Here is a 15,857-nt window from a genome sequence, read left to right as displayed (position 1 = left end):
TCTGGAGTGACAGCACGGTGGTACCGCAGCGGGGTGATCTACAGCCTTGACGTGCGACTGTTCCAGGACTCCAACGGTGACGGGATCGGCGACTTCGCCGGCCTGACGAGCCGGCTCGACCACTTGAGCCGCCTCGGGATCAGCATCCTGTGGCTGAACCCGATCCACCCCACGCCCTTCCGCGACGGCGGCTACGACGTCGCCAACCACTACGACATCGATCCGGCGCTCGGCAGTCTCGGGGACTTCGCGGAGTTCATGGACGAGTGCGACGAGCGCGGCATCCGGGTCATGCTCGACCTCGTCCTCAACCACACGAGCGACCAGCACCCGTGGTTCCAGGCGGCTCGCTCCGATCCCCGCTCGCCGTACCGGGACTGGTACGTGTGGTCCGAGGACGAGCCGGAGCACCGGGACGAGGGCATGGTCTTCCCCGGCGTCCAGGAGTCCACCTGGACCTACGACGAGACGGCCGGGGCGTGGTACCACCACCGCTTCTACGCCTTCCAACCGGACCTCAACGTGCTCAACCCCCAGGTGCGCTCGGAGATGAAGAAGATCCTCACGTTCTGGGAGCGCTTGGGCGTCAGCGGATTCCGCCTCGACGGCGCGCCGTTCCTCATCGAGAAGATGACGGCTGACGGCGCCGAGGGGCGTGCCCATGGGTTCCTCGTCGAGCTGCGCGACCGCCTGTCCTGGCTGCGCGGTGACGCGATCTTCCTCGCCGAGGCGCACGTGCCCGACGATGAGCTGCTCGAGTTCTTCGGCGATGCCGACGGTGGCGCCAGCCGGGTCCACATGCTCTTCGCGTTCCGCCTCAACGAGGCGCTCATGCTCTCCCTGGCGCGGAGGGACGCGAGCGCCCTCGCCGAGGCGCTCACCTCCCTGCCTCCGCTGCCCCGCAATGCGGCCTGGGCGACCTTCCTGCGCAACCATGACGAGGTCGACCTGTCGCAGCTCAGTCCCGGCGAGCGGGCCGAGGTGTTCGCGGCGTTCGGGCCCGATCCGGAGCACCAGCTGTACGAGCGTGGCATCCGGCGGCGGCTCGCGCCGATGCTCGACGGGGAGGAGGCGCGGGTCCGACTGGCGTACAGCCTCCAGTTCACCCTGCCGGGTACGCCGGTGCTGCGGTACGGCGACGAGATCGGCATGGGGGAGAACCTTGAGCTCCCTGAGCGTGACGCGATCCGGACTCCGATGCAGTGGTCGGGCACCGAGAACGGCGGCTTCTCGACGGCACCGCAGGAGCGCCTGCTGCGTCCGCTCGTCGAGGCGTCGCCCTACGGCTTCAAGGACGTCAATGTCACCGACCAGCGGCTCATGCCGGACTCGCAGCTCACCTGGTTCGACCGGATGCTGCACACCCTGCGCGAGTGCGAGGAGATCGGAGCCGGCAGCCACCGGATCATCGACGACACTCCCGCACCGGTCCTCGCCCACGTGGCCGAAGGTTCCACCGGAGTGATCCTCTTCGTGCACAACCTCGGAGACTCGCCCCAGCTCGTCGAGCTGCACGACGTCCCCGTCGGGGACCAGCCACCGGTCGAGGTCTTCTCCGACCACCCGTACGACGGGGAGCTCGACCCGACGCGCCTCGAGGTCGGCCCCTACGGGTTTCGCTGGATCCGCCTGCGCCGCTCACACGGTCCCGCGCCGGGTTGAGACGATGCCGTATGCCGCTGGGTTGGCTCGTGTGTCGAGTGGGCAGTTCGTGCCTAGGCAGTTTCGGTGGGAGAAGTGACGGGATAGCCGTGCCGGACTCACGCTCGTGCGGCAGGCGACCCGTGGACCCTTCCCGTCAATTCTCCCGAGCCGTATGCCGCTGGGCTGGCTTTGCTGGTCAGCCGGCCATCTCGTCAGGCGGAGAACTCGACCTGGAGGTCCCTGCCGCCGTTGGGCAGGACGAACCCGCCATCGGTGGGCGACACGTCCGAGCCGTCGTGGCGAACCGTGTCGGGTTGCGCTCCGTGGACGACGAGCCGGAAGGCGGTGCGCCGGAACTCGGGATAGCCGTCGCCGGTCGCCTCGCCCGTAAGCATGACGTCGTCACCGCTGCGGGTCACGGTGAACGTGGTGGACAGGTGGGCTCCGTCGCGGGAGGCGAAGGTGAGGCCGTCGTCCTCGACGAGCCGGGACTCGTAGTGGCCATCGCCCAAGGGCACGAAGAGGTGCAGCTCGACGACCTCGGGGTGGTAGCCGTCGGTGGAGGGCGGGGCCTCCGGCCACATCGGGATCACGGAGCCGGCGCGGGCGTAGACGGGGATCCGGTCCATCGGGGTGGGCGCGATGACATAGCTCCGGCCGACATGCGGTTCGTCGGCCTCGTCACCGAACCAGTCGTACCAGCCGCCGGCCGGCAGGTAGACCTGACGGGCCGTCATCCCCGGCTCGTCGACGGGTGCCACGAGCAGGTCGTGGCCGAAGAGGTACTCGTCGTCGATGTCCGCGGCAGCGGACTCGTACTGGAAGTCGAAGACGAGGGGGCGCTGCACCGGCTCTGCGGTCTCCGACGAGCGGACGAAGGACGCATAGATGTACGGCAGGAGCCGGTATCGCAGCCGCACCGCCGCACGCACGAGGTCGTGGATGACCTCACCGAAGGCCCAGGCGTACTGGTCGATGTAGCCCGTCTCCGAGTGGTTGCGGCAGAACGGCGTGAGGGCGCCGTACTGCATCCAGCGCAGGAACAGCTCGGCGTTGGCGTTTCCCTGGAAACCGCCGATGTCGGCTCCGACGAACGGCTGGCCCGAGACGCCGAAGCCGCAGCCCATGGTGATGCTCAGCCACAAGTGGTCCCAGCGTGACTGGTTGTCTCCCATCCAGTTGGCGGCATACCGCTGAATCCCCGCGAAACCCGCCCGCGTGAGGATGAAGGTGCGGCGCTCGGGCATGGCCTCGAGCAGTCCCTCGGTCGTGCCCATCGCCATGAGCAGTGCGTACTGGTTGTGGTAGCGCTCGTGCGGGAACTCGCCGTGCCCGAACCGCATTGTCTTGGAGGAGATGACCCCGGTCGCGGGCTCGTTCATGTCGTTCCAGATGCCGGCGAGCCCGGACTGGACGTGGGCCGCGTTGAGCTCGCCCCACCAGGCACGCGCCTCCTCGGTCACGAAGTCCGGAAAGGCGGTGTTGCCCGGCCACACCTGGCCGACGTACACGTCGCCACCCTCGGTACGGCAGAACAAGTCGCGCTCGAGTCCTTGGTCAAAGACCCAGTAGCCGGGCTCGTGCTTCACGCCGGGGTCGATGATGGTGATGACGCGGAACCCCTTCTCTCGCAGGCGCTTGACCATGCCTGGACCATCCGGGAAGGACTCGGTGTCCCACGTGAAGACGCGGTAGCCGTCCATGTAGTCGATGTCGAGCCAGAGCGCGTCGCACGGGAAGTCGTCGTCGCGATGCCGTTGCCCGAGTGCTTCCACCGCGGCTTGGTCGTACTTGTGCCACCGGCACTGGTGGTACCCGAGCGCCCACAGCGGCGGCAGCTGCATCCTGCCGGTGAGGTCGGTGTACGACTGGAGGATGGACGGCATGTGCGGTCCGGCGAAGACGTACTCGGTGTACTGCCCGCCGTCGAAGGTGATGCGGTACTCGTTGGCGGGCGAGAACTCGTAGTGGCCGCGGTAGCCGTTGTCGACGAACGACGCGCTCATCTGCCCATGCGGGTACAGCTGGTGATGGAAGAAGGGCACGCTCACGTAATAGGGGTCGAACTCGGTGCTCGTGCGGTCGCCGCGCGGGTCGCCGGGCTCCTTGCCGGAGGTGAACTCCAGGGAGCCGACCTCGCTCAGGACGTCGTTGTTCCAGAGGGTGAAGTCGCGTCCCTTCCGGTCATGCCGGCCGCTCTTCTCGCCCAGGCCGAAGATGCGATCCGCTCCACCGCACCGACGGCGGATCGTGAAGGCGTCGTTGAGGGTTGCGTACGTCCAGTACCGACCCTGCTCATCGGCGGCGGCCTCGACGACCGGGGTGCCGTCAGGGCGGTGGACATCGATCCGGAACGGGTCCAGCCACAGCGAGACCACCAGGCCGGACGTCGTCAGCCGGACGCGCTCCTCGTCGCGCTCGAACTGGAACTGGACGGGCTCCGCAAGGGGATCAGCGCAGACGGCGTGCGTGGGCGCCTCGTCGAACACCCCGCCGCGGCTGATCTTGATCCGCACGACGTCATCGCGCACGAGGTCGATCCGCAGCTTCTCGGTGTGCACCTCGGCGATCAGGCCGCGTGCAGTCTGCTCCGCTGACATGATGCGCTCGAAACGGATGAAGTGGTCGGTCGGCAGCATGCTTCTCCTCGTGGGCCGGTCGGGCTTGACGTGGTCAGCACGTCCAACCTATGTCGGCCCCGGCGTGACATGCGATGCCGCGAGGAACTCATCGGATTTCAGAACGGTGGTGGGTCGTTCCAGTCGGGGCGTTGCCGTCGTTCCCGGGCTTCGCGGGCGCGGCGCTGTCGGGGGGTCTCGGGTGGGCGCCGGGACGGTGGGGCGTGCTCGGGGGCGTCGGGGTCACCGAGTGCCTCGGTCCATGACTTGGGGTAGGTGATGTAGTCGCGTCCGGTCAGGGTGCGCCAGGCCAGGCCGCGCTGGTTGCGGGCGGCCAGCGTCGCCGCGATGCCCGGCCCCGTGTCGGGCAGTGGGGTGCAGTCCCACAGCCCGGCGGTCTTGAGGTTGTGGTGGCGCCGGTGCAGCGGGCCGAGGTTGGAAACGCTGGTCGGCCCGTGCGGGTAGGGCACGTGGTGGTCGAGGTCGCAGCGGTTGGCCGGGATCTGGCAGCCGGGGCCGCGGCAGTGCCCGTCGATCGCGCGGACCTGTTCGGTCATCGCCGGGGTGGGCCGGTACCGGTCGGTGCCCAGTTGCAGGGCTCGTCCGGTGGCGTGGTCGACGGCCAGCCAGCGCCACACCGAGCCGGGCGCGGTGATGACCGCGCGGGCGTGTTCGGCGGTGACCCAGCCGTGTCCGGGCCGCTCGCAGGCGGCGTTGCTGGCGCCGGTGGCGACCTCGAACGGGACCACGATCCACGCCGTCGCCGGCGGCGCGGCCGGGGCGCAGCCACACCCCGGGCCCTGCCCACCGAACCCGTCGCCGTCGCCATTCCCGTCGACGTCGACGGCGTCATTCCCGTGGTCACCGCCGTCCACGTCGCCGCTCGCGCCGTCGTCCGTGTCACCGGTCGGAGCGGCGGCGCCCGCGGAGGCGGCGACGGCGTGGGTGGGGCATGGGCCGTAGCCGTGCCGCAGCAGCGCCTCCGCCGCGAGGTCGGCCCGCAGCTGGTCCAGGGTGCGCGGGTCACCGGCCTGACGCATCGCCCGGGCCAGGTGCTCGACCCGGTCCAGGACCGCGACCACCGCCTCGGCGCCGGTGCGCAGCGAGAGCACGCCCATCCCGTCCTCGTCCAGCTGTCCCCACAGCGCCCGCCGGGCCCGTGCCCGGGTCCGGCGGGCACGGGTCGCGGCGGGATCGGCCAGCTTCTTGAGCACCCGGGTCAGCCGGGCCCGGATCAGCGCGTGCCCGGGCCGGGACCCGTCCGGCAGCAGCGTCAGCACCCGCTCGGTCACGGCCCCGGTGACCTGAGCGGCCCGCTCCTGGTCGAGTCCCTCGGCGGCGGCCAGCGCGGCGCACTCCTGGGCAATCAGCGCGGCGTGCAGCAGCGACACCGTCCCGGCGGCCAGCCGGGAGCGCAGCCCGGCGCAGCCGTCCCGGTCGGTGGCCAGCCGCAGCCGGCGGGCCGCTTCGCCGGCCGGGACCGCGGTCGCCGTGGTCAGCTCCATCACGGCCAGCTCGCCGGCGCTCACCCCGGCCGCGGCGTACCCCAAGATGCCCTCGACCCGGTGCGCGAGCTGCGCATCCAGCACGGTGTGTAGCGCCCCGTACGCGTCCACGATCCGCCCGTCGAGGCGGGAGCGGTCCGCCTCCAGCGCCTCGACCCGGGCCAGGATCGCCTCCCCGGCCTCCCGCAGGCTCAACCCGACCGGTCCATCCGCGGGCCCGTCGCCGTCGTCGCTGCCCGCGGTGCCCACGGCGCTCTCATCGGCGGGTGCCAGGGGCCGGATCGGGTAGTCGGCCAGCGCCTGCGGGCTCAGCTGCTCGTAGACGCCCGGGACCAGCGTCGCCTGCTCCAGCTGGGCCGCGAGCACCCGCTCCTGCCAGTCCTCCTCGCCCCACACCTCGTCCCAGGCGTCCCCCGAGCCGTCGCCGAGCGGTTCGGCCAAGGCCACGGAGCGGGCCAGCACGTCGTCCGGGTGCAGGTACGACACGAACGGTCCCCCTCCCTGACGACACGGAACCGGCTACCCCCATTCCAACACATGTTCGAACATCGCCGCAAGACTTTTCCACAGCGGACTACGCGGACTCAACTGCAGCGCAACGGAATCGGCCCGATGCTGCGAGCCCAGCGGCATACGGCACGAGGTTGGCTTTGGCAGTTGACCTACGCATGGGGACGGTCCTGCGCCATGCTGGCTGACCGATGAGAACCTTCGCCCTACTGGTCAGAGCAGGCTTCCGGCGGCACTCCACCTATCGCTTGGCCATGCTGGCCGGGATGACGACGAACTCCGTCTTCGGCCTCATCCGTGCGTCCGTGCTCGTTGCCGCGGTCACGTCCGCAGGGAGCCAGATCGGCGGATACGACGCTCCCACGGTGCTCGCCTTCGTGTGGTGGGGTCAGGCCTTGCTCGGCGCGGTGAACATCTGGGGCTTCCAGGAGGTCGGCGACAGGGTGCGCACCGGCGACATCGCGATCGACTTCCTCCGGCCGCTCAACCCGCAGCTCACCTACCTCGCAGGAGATCTCGGTCGCGCGGGGATCAGCCTCATGGTGCGTGGCGCACCAACGCTGCTCATCGGCGCCCTGCTCTATGACCTCGCAGCCCCGCCCGGGCTGGACTCGTGGGTCCTCGGCCTCGTCTCGGTCGTCCTTGCCGTCGTGGTCGCGTTCGCCGGCACCTTCATCGTCAACCTGCTGGCCTTCTGGGTCATCGAGGTGCGCGGCATTCGGCTGGTCTGGATGATCACGTCCGGCTTCCTCTGCGGTCTCTACGTGCCCATCCCGTGGTTCCCCGACTGGCTTCACACGTTCGCGCAGTGGACGCCGTTCCCCGCGATGCTCCAGAACCCGCTCGACATCCTCTCCGGACGCGTCGATGGAGGCGCCATCTGGACAACCCTCGCGGGGCAGGTGGCCTGGGGAGCGGCCATCATTGCGCTCGGGCAGGTGGTCCTGCACCGTGGCCGTCGCCGTCTGGAGGTACAGGGTGGTTGACCTGACGCCCTATCGAGCCATCCTCCGCTCCCGCATCCGCGCGCAGCTGCAGTACCGTACGTCGTTCGTCACCGACATCCTCGGAACGGTGGGCGTCGGGCTCACGGAGCTCGCAGAGGTCTGGGTCATCTTCCACAACGTCGATGTCCTCGGCGGGCTCGACTTCACGGCAGCCCTGCTCGTCTTTGCGCTGTCCAACATCTGTTTCTCGCTCGCCGACATGGTCGTTGGCCATCTCGACCAGCTGCCCACGTACATTCGCGCCGGCACGATCGACGCGTTCTACGTGCGGCCGCTGCCGCTCCTCGCCCAGTTCATGTCGAGCGAGATCTCCCTGCGCAGGATCGGGCGGCTCACCGTGGCCGTCATCGTCCTCGCGATTGCCCTGACAAAGGCTCACATCGCTTGGGACACAGGAACTGTCGTCCTGCTGATCCTTTCTGTCGTCAGCGGAACCGCCATCTTCTCCGCGCTCTTCACCGCTGCCGGTGGTCTGCAGTTCTTCGTCGTCGACGGGGCGGAGCTCACGAACGCCCTCACCTACGGCGGTTCCTACGCCGCCCAGCAACCGCAGCGCGTCTTCCCCGATCCGCTGCGGATCTTCTGGACCTTCGTCGTCCCGACCGCGTTCGTCGCCTACCTCCCGGCAATCGCCATCCTCGACCTGCCGGGTAACGTGCTCACACCGACCTGGCTGGCCTGGTGCACGCCGCTCGCAGCAGTCTTCGCCTGGGTCATCGCCGGCATCTGCTGGCGGGCCGGCACGCGCCGCTACCAGGGAGCAGGGGGTTGACCGTGACACCCGTCGACACCGCGTCGGCACCGATCATCGAGACGCAGGACCTGGTCCGCGACTTCCGGCGTGGCGCGCGGCGCACCCGGGCGGTCGACCACATGACCTTCGCCATCCAGCCGGGCGAGGCCGTCGGCTACATCGGCGCCAACGGAGCCGGCAAGTCGACGACGATCAAGATGCTGACCGGCATTCTCAAACCGACCTCCGGCCTGGCGCGGACGTGCGGACTCGACCCGATGGGGCAACGGATCGACGTGGCCCGTCAGGTCGGGGTCGTCTTCGGCCAGCGGTCGCAGCTGTGGTGGGACCTGCCGCTGCACGAGTCCTTCACCATTCTCGCCGCGATCCATCGGCTGGATCCCGCTGAGGCGCGGGCCCGCACGGCTCGGCTCGTCGACCAGCTCGAGATGGGTCCGCAGCTCGACACACCTGTGCGCTCCCTGTCGCTCGGGCAACGGATGCGCGCCGAGATCGCCGCTGCCCTGCTGCACTCGCCTCGGCTGCTCATCCTCGACGAGCCCACGATCGGCCTCGACGTGCTGTCCAAGCAGCGGCTTCGTGAGTTCCTCGTCGAGGAGCGCCGCCAGCTCGGCACCACGCTGCTGCTCACCACCCACGACATGGGCGACATCGAGCGGCTCTGCGACCGGGTGCTCGTCGTCGACCACGGCCGACTGGCCTTCGACGGGACCCTCCAGGGCCTTGCGGCCACGGTGGGTGCCGAGCGACTTCTCGTCATCGACCTGGCCGAGCCGACGTCGCCCCTCGAGGGAGTCGCGAGGGCGCGGCTCGTCGGGTTCGAGTCCGATGGCCTGCGCCAGCGGCTCGCCTTTGACCCGGCGCAGACGACGGCTGCGGCAGTGCTCGCCGAGGTGTCCCGTCGCGCGGAGGTTCGCGACCTGACGATCGAGGAGCCTGACATCGAGGATGTCGTCCGCCGGATCTACGCGACCTCCCGCGAGTAGACAAACAAAGGGGTATGCCGCTGAGCTGGCTTGCGCTGGAAGTGAACTCAGCGGCATACGGGCTATTCAAGCGTGCGGAGCATCCTGGTGTTGCCCAACGTGTTGGGCTTGACGCGCTCCAGGTCGAGGAACTCGGCGACGCCTTCGTCGTAGGAGCGGAGCAGCTCGGCGTAGACCTCGGCCGAGACCGCTTGACCCTCGATCGGCACGAAGCCGTGACGGGTGAAGAACGGCACCTCGAAGGTGAGACAGAAGAGCCGGCGGACCCCGAGCTGGCGGGCGTCCTCGACGAGGGACTCGAGGATGCGGCCACCGAGGCCGGTGCCGAGCAGGTGGTCGGTCACGGCGAGCGTGCGAATCTCCGCAAGGTCCTCCCACATGACGTGCAGGGCCCCGCAGCCGACGAGGATGCCGTCGCGCTCGGCGACGACGAACTCCTGGACGCTCTCGTAGTAGGTCACCGCCTCCTTGCTCACGAGCACCCGGCGCTCGGCCAGCGGCGCGACGAGGGAGCGGATTCCCTTGACATCGGAGGTTCGGGCACGCCGGAGCACCACATCGTCAGTTGACGGGGTCGAGGTCACGAGAGGTTGCCGTCCGCGAACGACGCGAAGAGCCGCCGAGCCTGGTCACCGAGCACGACGATGGACTGGGATCCGGCCCAGCCGAAGGGCCCAGCCGCGACCCCGCGTCCGACCTTGGTGGGATTGACCCGGTAGAGGCCGGCGGCGAAGGTGAGCATCTCCTCGGCGGAGAGGTCGCTCTGGCCCACGCTGCTGAAGCTGGTCAGGGCGCCGGGCACCGCGATCGGCCCGGCAAGCTTGGCCTTGATCGCCGCGGCGACAAGGAGCTGCCCTTGATGCCGCGAGCGTCCGAAGTCGCCATCGGGCAGGGTCTTGCGCTCGCGGGCGTAGGCGAGGGCCTCCTTGCCGCTGAGCACCCGCGCACCCTTCTTGATGACGAGGCGGGCGTGCGAGGCGTTGACCGTCTCCGGGACGACGATGGGGATGCCGCCCTGGTCGTCGATGAGCTTCTTGAAGCCCTCGAAGCCGATGACGGCATAGCCCTCGATCGGCAGTCCGGTCGCCTTGCGGACGGTGGCGAGCTGAGCTGCCGGCCCGCCGAGTGCCATCGCGGAGTTGATCTTGCCCTTGCCACCGGTGCTGAGTGGCACCCAGAGGTCCCGGGCCATTCCCATGACGCCACCGCCTCCGGTGCCGTCGAGGCCGACGACCTGGAGCGTGTCGGCCCGTGAGCGGGCCAGGTTCTGTCCCTTGCGCGCATCGGAGCCCAGCGCGAGCACCCAGCGTGGGCCGCCGCCCAGGGCGGGGCCCTTCGTGCCGAGCGACGGCCACCAGCCTCCGACGACCTGCCACGTCGGGCCCACGGCCAAGGTCACGTCGTCCCCGGCCGTGACCACGGCGATCGGCGTGTCGAACCAGGAACCCACGGCCGCCTTGGCACCCGCCGGCACGGTCGAGCCAGGTCCGGTTCGTCCGGCGAGGACCTTGGCGGTCTCGGCGTTGGCCGCCTTACCGAGGTCGGCGCCGCCGTAGAGGCGCTCGACGAGCGAGGCCAGGTCAGCTGGGGCGCCCTCGACAGGGGCCGTTGGCGCCGGCGCGCCCGTCGGGGTTGTCACCCCGCCCGCGCTGGTGCCGCCCGCCCGAGGCTCGGAGTCTCCGGTGCAGGCGGCCAGCAGTGCAACGGTGGCGACCGACGCGGTGAGGGCGGCCACCCGGCGGTGACGTGCAGGTCCGAGGATCACAGGGAAACCGTAGACGACCGGACCTCCGTGTCAGGGGGCGACACCGATCAGGGCGTCACGCCCGCCGCCCGGCGGACGAGGCCCCGCGAGGCCGCCACCGACACCATCATCGTCGCCGCGGAGACGGCCGCCGCCACGAGGAACCGGATGACGAGCGTCATGTCCAGGTACGACAGGAACGGCAGCATGAGGACCAGGACGAAACCAGCGGAGAGGACGACCGTCACGGCCAGCGGGAGCCCGATCTCGTGGGAGCGCGCCCGGTGCAGGGTCGACAGGGGAGTGCCGGCGAGGCTGAGCGCGCGGTACTGGGCCCGCTGGTCGAGCACCCGCGCGGCCTGGACGACGCCGGTCGACGTCGCCGCGATGACCGTGATGATCGCGAGCGTCACCATGGCGCCGGTCGACATGTCCCTGGCCATGACGGCATCGGCGGCGCGTTGCTGGCTCGCCTCCGAGGTCGCGAGCGTCGTGAACCCGGTCACGATGATGCCCAGGCCGAGGGCGCCCACCGCCCGCCAGGTGCTTCTCGGGTCGTCGACGATGCGCCGGGCGGCCAGCAGGGTGGCCGACGTGGGCGCGAACCGGGCGGCGACCCGCCCGGCCACCATGACGACCCACGGGCCAAGGCCGTTGACGGCGAGGATCATCGCGGACAGGACGACGACGGCGGTGGCGCGGGCCGGCCGGTCCATCGAGTTGATCGCGACGAACCAGACGACCCCGACGATCACGGCCGCGACCAGTCGCCCGGCGCTGAGCCGGCGCGGTGTCGTCCGCGCCGCCACGCCGAGCGGTCCGATGACGACCTTGGCCAAGGAGGAGAGTCCCGAGCTGAGGGCGACCGCGACGACGGCAACGACGACGAGGGCGACCTGGCCGATCGGCAGGATGAGCTCTGACACCTCGAAGGTCCGCCCCTGGAAGCTCAGCTGCGCCACGAGGGGCAGGGCCGCCGCATAGACGAACACGCCCGCCAGGGCGCCGAGGAGCGCCTGGGTCGCCGCTTCGGCGAGCGTCATGACGGTGACCTGGGCGGACGTGGCGCCGCTGAGGCGCAGGGCGGCGAGCCGTTGGTCACGACGGGCAATGGCCAGCCGAGCCGCGACGCCGCCGAGGGTGAGGATCGGGATGACGAGGCAGGTGACGGCCACCCAGGCCAGCGTCACGTAGGTCTCCCCGATCGTCGGCCAGAGGGCGTCCGGGCCGGACACGTCAGCGGCGTTCCGCGTCTCGAACCCGTGCAGGCCGCCGAGGCTGACGAGCAGCGCGCCCGTCGCGACGGCGAAGGCGATGACCGACAGCAGCCCGGGCACCCGGTCGTCCCTGGCGTCCAAGGTGCGCATGCGCCACCACAGGGAGAGCGCCGCGGTCATGCCTGCACCTCCGCGCCGTCGATGCGGCCGTCACGCATGCGCACGATGCGGGAGCACCACGCTGCAACGTTCTCGTCGTGCGTCACCACGACGAGCGACGCGCCGCTGTGGGAGGTGAGGGCGGTCAGGTGCCGCATCACCTCGGCACTCGTCGACTGGTCGAGCGCGCCGGTCGGCTCGTCGGCGAAGACGACACCCGGACGCCCGACGAGGGCCCGGGCGATGGCCACCCGCTGTGCCTGCCCTCCGGAGAGCTCGCCGGGCCGGCGCCGCTCCAGGCCGGCAAGGCCGAGTGGTTCGAAGAGCGCCCGGGCCCGGCCCGACGCCTCGCTCCGACGGACGCCGCCGAGCATCAGCGGCAGCGCGACGTTCTCCACCGCGGGCAGCTCCGGCAGCAGCATGCCCTGCTGGAAGACGAAGCCGAAGTCCTGCCGCCGCAGCAGCGTCCGGTCGGCATCGCTGAGCCTGGCCACGTCCCGGTCGTTCCAGAGGACCTGGCCCGAGGTCGGGCCGAGGATGCCCGCGAGCACGTGGAGCAGGGTCGTCTTGCCGGAACCCGACGGCCCCATGACGGCGACGCTCTCGCCCGGCTGGATCGTCAGCGACAGTCCGCCCAGCGCGGGAAGTGTGCCGTCCGATGCGGAGCCGTAGCGCATGACAAGGTCTCGCGCGATGAGGCGCCCGTCGGGGGCTGGGAGGGAACGGTCCCGCGAGCGCGCGCCCAGCGGCATACGGCTGCGTGATGTCTGAGTCTGTGTCATGCCCCAAGGCTCGCCCGGGCAGGCCGCCCGCCGCGTCGACCGTCGGTCTGGAGGTGGGGCGGCGTGGCTACGACCTGGGTATGACGAAGGGGCCGAGGACGTCGTCCTCGGCCCCTCCGGGTGGTGGCGGGTCAGGCCGTCTCGGTGCCCGACCCCGCGCTCGGCCCGGCGCTGCCGGTCACGTCGCGGGTCGGGTCTGGGACACCGACGAGGTCGGCGCCGAGTGCCTCGTCGAGCGCCGCACCTTCCGGCAGCTCGGGCAGGTCGTCGGCGGGGCGGTGACCGGGGTGGGCCATGCTGCTGAAGGTGAACCGCTCCTCCTTGCCCTCGCCCTCGGTGCTGATCCGGACGTACTGGCCGGAGCTGAACTCCGCGTAGAGGATCTTCTCCGAAAGGGCGTCCTCGATCTCGCGCTGGATCGTGCGGCGCAGGGGCCGCGCGCCGAGCACGGGGTCGTAGCCCTTCTTGGCGAGCAGGTCCTTGGCCTCGGGCGTGAGCTCGATGCCCATGTCCTTGTCCTTGAGCCGCTTGTCCAGCTTGGCGATCTCGAGGTCGACGATCTGCGTGATCTCGTCGCGCGACAGGTGCGGGAAGACGATGACCTCGTCGACGCGGTTGAGGAACTCCGGCCGGAAGTGCTGCTTGAGCTCATCCGTGACCTTCGCCTTCATCCGCTCGTAGTCGGAGCGGCTGTCGGGCCCGGCCGAGAAGCCCATCGACGCCTTGGAGATGTCTCGGGTGCCGAGGTTGGTCGTCATGATGATGACGGTGTTCTTGAAGTCGACCATCCGGCCCTGCGAGTCGGTGAGGCGGCCGTCCTCGAGCACCTGCAGGAGGCTGTTGAAGATCTCCGGGTGAGCCTTCTCCACCTCGTCGAAGAGCACGACCGAGAACGGCTTGCGGCGGACCTTCTCGGTGAGCTGGCCGCCCTCCTCGTAGCCGACGTAGCCGGGCGGGGAGCCGAAGAGCCGGCTCACCGTGTGCTTCTCGGAGTACTCGGACATGTCGAGGCTGATGAGCGCGTCCTCGCTGCCGAAGAGGAACTCGGCGAGCGTCTTGGCGAGCTCGGTCTTACCGACACCGGTCGGACCGGCGAAGATGAACGAGCCACCGGGACGGCGCGGGTCCTTCAGGCCGGCGCGGGTGCGCCGGATGGCCTGGGACAGGGCCTTGACGGCGTCGTCCATGCCGACGATCCGCTTGTGCAGCTCGTCCTCCATGTGGAGCAGTCGGCTCGACTCCTCCTCGGTCAGCTTGAAGACCGGGATGCCGGTGCTGGCGGCGAGGACCTCGGCGATGAGCTCCTCATCGACCTCGGCCACGACGTCCATGTCGCCGGACTTCCACTGGGCCTCACGCTCGGCCTTCTCGGCGCGCAGCCGCTTCTCCTCGTCGCGGACCCGGGCGGCGCGCTCGAAGTCCTGGCCGTCGATCGCCGACTCCTTCTCGCGGACGAGGTGGGCGATGCGCTCGTCGAACTCGCGCAGGTCCGGCGGAGCCGTCATCCGGCGGATGCGCAGGCGCGCGCCCGCCTCGTCGATGAGGTCGATCGCCTTGTCGGGCAGGAAGCGGTCGTTGATGTAGCGGTCAGCCATGTTGGCCGCCGCGACCAGCGCGCCGTCGGTGATGGTGACGCGGTGGTGCGCCTCATACCGGTCCCGCAGGCCCTTGAGGATCTCGATGGCGTGCGGCAGCGTCGGCTCCTGCACCTGGATGGGCTGGAACCGTCGCTCGAGCGCCGAGTCCTTCTCGATGTGCTTGCGGTACTCGTCGAGCGTCGTCGCGCCGATCGTCTGCAGCTCCCCGCGGGCGAGCATCGGCTTGAGGATGCTCGCGGCGTCGATGGCGCCCTCGGCGGCACCCGCACCGACGAGGGTGTGGATCTCGTCGATGAAGATGATGATGTCGCCGCGGGTGCGGATCTCCTTGAGGACCTTCTTCAGCCGCTCCTCGAAGTCACCGCGGTAGCGGCTGCCTGCGACGAGGCTGCCGAGGTCGAGCGTGTAGAGCTGCTTGTCCTTGAGCGTCTCGGGAACCTCGCCCTTGACGATGTCCTGGGCCAGTCCCTCGACGACCGCGGTCTTGCCGACGCCGGGCTCGCCGATGAGGACGGGGTTGTTCTTGGTTCGGCGGGACAGCACCTGCATGACCCGCTCGATCTCCGTCTCGCGCCCGATGACCGGGTCGAGCTTGCCCTCGCGGGCCGCCTGCGTCAGGTTCCGGCCGAACTGGTCGAGGACGAGGCTCCCTGCAGGGGTGCCCTCGCCGGTGGCCTGGCCGACTCCGGCGCCGGTCTTCTCGCCCTGGCCGCCCTGGCCCTGGTAGCCGGAGAGCAGCTGGATGACCTGCTGGCGGACCTTGTTGAGCTCGGCGCCGAGCTTGACGAGGACCTGCGCGGCGACGCCCTCACCCTCACGGATCAGGCCGAGGAGGATGTGCTCGGTGCCGATGTAGCTGTGGCCGAGCTGCAGGGCCTCGCGGAGCGAGTACTCGAGGACCTTCTTGGCCCGCGGTGTGAAGGGGATGTGGCCGGTGGGGGCCTGCTGGCCCTGGCCGATGATCTCCTGGACCTGTGCCCGCACGCCCTCGAGGGAGATGTCCAGACTCTCCAGAGCCTTGGCAGCGACGCCCTCGCCTTCGTGGATCAGACCCAGGAGGATGTGTTCGGTGCCGATGTAGTTGTGGTTGAGCAGGCGTGCTTCCTCCTGCGCCAGGACCACCACCCGTCGGGCCCGGTCGGTGAACCGTTCAAACATGTCTTCTCCTGCCTGATCGAGATACCTCGATGCTATCCACGCCCGCTGTCAGCAGGCACCCCGCACAACGCGAGCCTGTGCGTGCGTGTTCCCATCTTGAGCCTGCCTGCCTCAGGTTTCGGCTTCCTGTTCGCCGTGAGCGGAAACCGCCGGGGCGGTCCCCTTCCACTACCCG

Annotated in this window: 11 protein-coding genes; 4 read left to right on the top strand and 7 right to left on the bottom strand. The window is 70.0% G+C overall.

Annotated elements, in window-relative coordinates; genetic code table 11:
- The first annotated feature begins 51 nt into the window (after positions 1-51).
- Positions 52-1,662, top strand: coding sequence for an alpha-amylase family protein (locus ABF401_RS02960; protein WP_353508043.1), 1,611 nt, complete (start codon positions 52-54; stop codon positions 1,660-1,662).
- Positions 1,663-1,856: 194 nt separating this feature from the next.
- Here ABF401_RS02960 and ABF401_RS02955 read toward each other — a convergent pair whose 3' ends face one another.
- Both ABF401_RS02955 and ABF401_RS02950 read right to left on the bottom strand, forming a co-directional pair.
- Positions 1,857-4,283 carry a glycoside hydrolase family 31 protein gene (locus ABF401_RS02955; protein ID WP_353508042.1) on the bottom strand — a complete coding sequence of 809 codons (2,427 nt, stop codon included), beginning with the start codon at positions 4,281-4,283 and terminating at the stop codon, positions 1,857-1,859.
- Between the two features lie 98 nt (positions 4,284-4,381).
- Complete coding sequence (locus tag ABF401_RS02950; RefSeq protein WP_353508041.1) at positions 4,382-6,253, bottom strand: HNH endonuclease signature motif containing protein; 1,872 nt, start codon at positions 6,251-6,253, stop codon at positions 4,382-4,384.
- 290 nt (positions 6,254-6,543) lie between these two features.
- On the opposite strand from ABF401_RS02950, the gene ABF401_RS02945 reads away from it, so the two are divergent.
- Genes ABF401_RS02945 through ABF401_RS02935 form a run of 3 tightly spaced genes read left to right on the top strand, consistent with a single transcriptional unit; the run spans position 6,544 to position 9,024 of the window.
- Entirely contained in the window at positions 6,544-7,263 is a 720-nt protein-coding gene (locus ABF401_RS02945) for an ABC transporter permease (RefSeq protein WP_353508040.1), read from the top strand.
- Complete coding sequence (locus ABF401_RS02940; RefSeq protein ID WP_353508039.1) at positions 7,256-8,056, top strand: ABC transporter permease; 801 nt, start codon at positions 7,256-7,258, stop codon at positions 8,054-8,056. The genes ABF401_RS02945 and ABF401_RS02940 overlap by 8 nt, the downstream gene beginning before the upstream one ends.
- Positions 8,053-9,024 carry an ABC transporter ATP-binding protein gene (locus tag ABF401_RS02935; protein ID WP_502908185.1) on the top strand — a complete coding sequence of 324 codons (972 nt, stop codon included), beginning with the start codon at positions 8,053-8,055 and terminating at the stop codon, positions 9,022-9,024. Before ABF401_RS02940 ends, ABF401_RS02935 begins: the two co-directional genes overlap by 4 nt.
- A gap of 62 nt (positions 9,025-9,086) precedes the next feature.
- Here ABF401_RS02935 and ABF401_RS02930 read toward each other — a convergent pair whose 3' ends face one another.
- The 5 genes from ABF401_RS02930 to ABF401_RS02910 form a co-directional block, all read right to left on the bottom strand.
- Entirely contained in the window at positions 9,087-9,608 is a 522-nt protein-coding gene (locus ABF401_RS02930; protein WP_353508038.1) for an amino-acid N-acetyltransferase, read from the bottom strand.
- On the bottom strand, positions 9,605-10,789 hold the full coding sequence (locus tag ABF401_RS02925) for an LCP family protein (protein ID WP_353508037.1): 1,185 nt from the start codon (positions 10,787-10,789) through the stop codon (positions 9,605-9,607). Before ABF401_RS02925 ends, ABF401_RS02930 begins: the two co-directional genes overlap by 4 nt.
- A gap of 47 nt (positions 10,790-10,836) precedes the next feature.
- A complete protein-coding gene (locus ABF401_RS02920) occupies positions 10,837-12,165 on the bottom strand; it encodes an FtsX-like permease family protein (protein WP_353508036.1) in 1,329 nt (442 codons plus the stop codon).
- Entirely contained in the window at positions 12,162-12,896 is a 735-nt protein-coding gene (locus ABF401_RS02915; protein WP_502908186.1) for an ABC transporter ATP-binding protein, read from the bottom strand. Before ABF401_RS02915 ends, ABF401_RS02920 begins: the two co-directional genes overlap by 4 nt.
- Positions 12,897-13,057: 161 nt before the next feature.
- Positions 13,058-15,682 (bottom strand): ATP-dependent Clp protease ATP-binding subunit, encoded by a 2,625-nt coding sequence (locus ABF401_RS02910; protein WP_353508035.1) that lies wholly within the window; start codon positions 15,680-15,682, stop codon positions 13,058-13,060.
- Between the last annotated feature and the right edge of the window lie 175 nt (positions 15,683-15,857).

It is taken from the genome of Intrasporangium sp., from assembly GCF_040414665.1.
Classification (GTDB): Bacteria; Actinomycetota; Actinomycetes; order Actinomycetales; family Dermatophilaceae; genus Intrasporangium.
Note: the sequence above shows the minus strand (reverse complement) of the source record. Positions and strands in the feature narration are given on the sequence as shown.

Excerpts from the sequence above, each read along its gene's own strand:
- ABF401_RS02955 (WP_353508042.1), bottom strand. The coding sequence starts at position 4,283 with ATGCTGCCGACCGACCACTTCATCCGTTTCGAGCGCATCATGTCAGCG.
- ABF401_RS02945 (WP_353508040.1), top strand. The coding sequence starts at position 6,544 with ATGACGACGAACTCCGTCTTCGGCCTCATCCGTGCGTCCGTGCTCGTT.
- ABF401_RS02920 (WP_353508036.1), bottom strand. The coding sequence starts at position 12,165 with ATGACCGCGGCGCTCTCCCTGTGGTGGCGCATGCGCACCTTGGACGCC.
- ABF401_RS02915 (WP_502908186.1), bottom strand. The coding sequence starts at position 12,896 with ATGCCGCTGGGCGCGCGCTCGCGGGACCGTTCCCTCCCAGCCCCCGAC.
- ABF401_RS02910 (WP_353508035.1), bottom strand. The coding sequence starts at position 15,682 with ATGTTTGAACGGTTCACCGACCGGGCCCGACGGGTGGTGGTCCTGGCG.